Annotated in this window: 4 protein-coding genes; 1 reads left to right on the forward strand and 3 read right to left on the reverse strand. The window is 66.8% G+C overall.

The features are described from left to right. Positions 1-91 precede the first annotated feature (91 nt). The 3 genes from ACWELQ_RS21380 to ACWELQ_RS21390 form a co-directional block, all read right to left on the reverse strand. Positions 92-544 carry a universal stress protein gene (locus ACWELQ_RS21380; RefSeq protein WP_452398803.1) on the reverse strand — a complete coding sequence of 151 codons (453 nt, stop codon included), beginning with the start codon at positions 542-544 and terminating at the stop codon, positions 92-94. 476 nt (positions 545-1,020) lie between these two features. Next, entirely contained in the window at positions 1,021-1,437 is a 417-nt protein-coding gene (locus ACWELQ_RS21385) for a DoxX family protein (protein ID WP_452398804.1), read from the reverse strand. Between the two features lie 106 nt (positions 1,438-1,543). Continuing rightward, a complete protein-coding gene (locus tag ACWELQ_RS21390; RefSeq protein ID WP_452398805.1) occupies positions 1,544-2,407 on the reverse strand; it encodes an AraC family transcriptional regulator in 864 nt (287 codons plus the stop codon). 56 nt (positions 2,408-2,463) lie between these two features. Between ACWELQ_RS21390 and ACWELQ_RS21395 the strand changes: the two genes are divergently transcribed. Further along, on the forward strand, positions 2,464-2,934 hold the full coding sequence (locus ACWELQ_RS21395) for a VOC family protein (RefSeq protein ID WP_452398806.1): 471 nt from the start codon (positions 2,464-2,466) through the stop codon (positions 2,932-2,934). Positions 2,935-3,091 lie beyond the last annotated feature (157 nt).

A 3,091-nucleotide genomic window follows, 5' to 3' on the forward strand; every position in this document is an offset into this window, starting at 1 on the left:
GGCCGAGCCCGATTGGGCTCGGCCGCTTCGTAGTGATGGGGGTCCGGGGGCCTTGCCCCCGTATTCTCCCGGGTGTGGGGCGAAGCCCCACTCAGCGCACGGTGTGCACGATCAGCACGTCGGTGCGGGACTTGCGGGCCACGTCCGACGGTACGGAACCGAGCAGGCGACCCGCGAGGGTGTTGAGGCCGCGGTTACCGACCACGAGCAGGTCGGCGTCCACCTCCTTGAGCAGGTCCAGCAGCGACTCCACGGGCTCGCCGACGACGGCCTTCTCGACCACGTTCACCGCGCCGACGGCGATCGCCTTGTCGCGTGCCACGCGCAGGATCTCGCTGGTCGGCGCGGAACCGCGCACCTGGTAGGCCTCTTCCTTCAGCACGTCGGCGGCCGCGGCCACATCGCGGTCGTCGGTCGGGAAATACGCGCAGGCGATGTACAGCGTGGCGCCCTCGTCGCCGGCCAGAGCCGCGGCCCGCTCGACGGCGACGTACGACGAGTCCGAGCCATCGGTACCGACGACGATCGTCCGGTAGGCGGTCATTTCTCCTCCAAGTACAAGGGTCGGGGCCGCGACGTCCACAACGGTGGGGTTACCGCCGCGGCAACTTCGCCTGACAATAGCGGCATAACAGGCGGAAATATTCGATATCGCAACACATCACACTCCCGTGGCGCGGCCCGGACATCGCACATTGCGCATCCGGCCCGAACAGGGCATCGACTACCAGCCAATTCCCCCGACCACCGCGACGCGGCCCACACAATGCCAACACCGTTGCCGCGCTGGGAGATTCGTCACAAAGCCGATTTCACCGGAACCGACCGCGGGCCGCTCGCTGTGAGAACTCACAACGAACGGCCCGCGAATCAGTGACTTCGCCTTGCTTCACAGCTCGCGAAATTCGGCCCACAACCAGCCGAGAATCGCGGTGAGGACGGCTGTATCCACCAAACGCATGCGATCCTCTTCCCTACCGGCCGATCAATGACGCGCAATACTATAGCGCCGTGATCGGATCAGAGGCTGAAAAGCGGTCCGGTGAGCGTCAATCCGAGATCGGTGCCGGTGTAGGCGAAGAACGCGAACAGCATGAGCGCCGCGCCCGCCAGCGCGATGTCCTTGTTGAACGACACCATCTCCATCTGCTTGGCCTGCGGGTCGGTCTCCTTCCAGAAGGCGTGCATCAGGAAGGCGGTCGGCACCAGGAACAGGATGAGCAGCAGTGCGCCCAGGTCGGCCCAGACGCCCAGCAGCACACTCAGGCCGCCGGCCAGCAGCAGCACGCCCGAGGCCACCACCGACACCTCCGGCAGCGGTACGCCCTTGAACTTGGCGTACTCCGCCATGCTCTTGCGCTGGGCGATGTGCCCGAAGCCCGAGCCGAGGAACAGGAATGCGAACAGGATTCGTCCGATCAATACCAGCACGTCCATGGCTTGCTCCTTCGATGATCGATCAGCCATTGGGTGATACGGCAACCAACTTCATCGTAGGCGTGGAAATTCCCGGACCAGCGGATATTTCAGGACTGCGGCCCTTTCAGGACGATAGCGAGATCCGGGCGTACTCCAGCGGCGGCATGCCGATCTCCTTGGCGAACTCGTTGGAGAAGTGCGCCTGATCGAAGTAGCCGAGCTCGACGGCCAGTGCCGCGAGATCCGAGGTGCGGCCGTCGGCCAGCAGTTGCGCGCCGTCCTGGAGGCGGTAGCGGCGCAGCACCCATTTGGGGCTGCCGCCGACATACCGGCGAAACAGCCGCTGCAACGTGCGGATCGGAATGTCGAAACGGTCGGTGACCTGGTCGACCCGGGTCAGATCGGGATCATGTTCCATGGCGTCGATGATCTCCAGGACCTGACGGTAGGCGGTGTCGTCACCGGCCCCGCCCTGGGCCGCGACCAGGAAGTCCTCGATCAGGTCGCGGCGGCGCGGCGCATCCGTGGCGGCGAGCACGGCCTCACCCAGGGCGTCCACGCCGGGGAAGATCTCGGCCGCCGGGACCGAGGTGTCGCTGAACGCCCCGACGTCGAGACCCGTGAACGCGCCGAAGCCGCCTGCCCGGAACTTCACCCCGAATGTCTCGCCCTCCCCGGCCAATTCACGCACGTACTTGGTGGTCCACACGCCCGTCACGAAAGCGCCGACGCGCTCGTGGGTGCGTTCGAAGGTGAGATTCACGCACGGATAGGGCAGCACCTCCGCGTGGAACGGCGGCAGTCCGCGCCGATCCCAGCGCACCGCCCAGTACCACTCGACGTAGCGCGAAACCCGCTCCCCCGCCGCGAGGCGGTTGTGGTTGTTGGCCGCGTTCTGCTGCCGCGGTCGCAGAATCCCCTTCGCGGTCTCCGGCGGCGGCACCGGACGTGGCGAAAACCCGCCCTGCTCATGGTTTCCGCTGTTCATCGCACCTGTCGCTTTCTTCCAAGACAATCGCCGCGGCGGCGAGCAGAGTGCATCCCATGAGCGACACCGTGAATCCCATCCCCGATGGCTACCACTCCATCACCTGCTTCCTGGCCGTCCCCGACGCCAACGCGGCCATCGACTTCTACACCGCCGTCTTCGGCGCGAAACTGTTGAGCCGCAACGACGGTCCCGACGGCCAGGCCGCCCACGCCGAACTCCTGATCGGCGACTCCACCATCCAGGTCGGCATGCCCATCCCCGAGGAGGGCCTGCGCGCCCCCGCCGACGACTGGGTCCACACCAGCGTCGTCCACTACTGCCCCGACGTGGACGCCGTCTCCGCACGCGCCACCGCCCACGGCGCCCGCTTCGTCTCCGACCCCGCCACCTTCCTCACCGGCGACCGCTACGGCCGAGTCATGGACCCCTTCGGCCACCGCTGGATCGTCATGACCCGCGTGGAAGACGTCTCCAGGGAAGAAGCCGAACGCCGAGTCAACGAATGGATGGCCCAGCAGGGCTGAGCAATCCACCGCTCTGCCCTGCCGACCGAACGGCGCGCGCATACCCCGCCTCGTCGGGCGTCGTCCTCGCCCCGTCATTCCGGCGTGGGGTTGGGGGGGGTACAAAGCGGGGGGGGGGGGTGGCGGCGCAAAAAAAGCCCGGGGGACGTGGGGTGTG

It is taken from the genome of Nocardia sp. NPDC004722 (assembly GCF_053601505.1).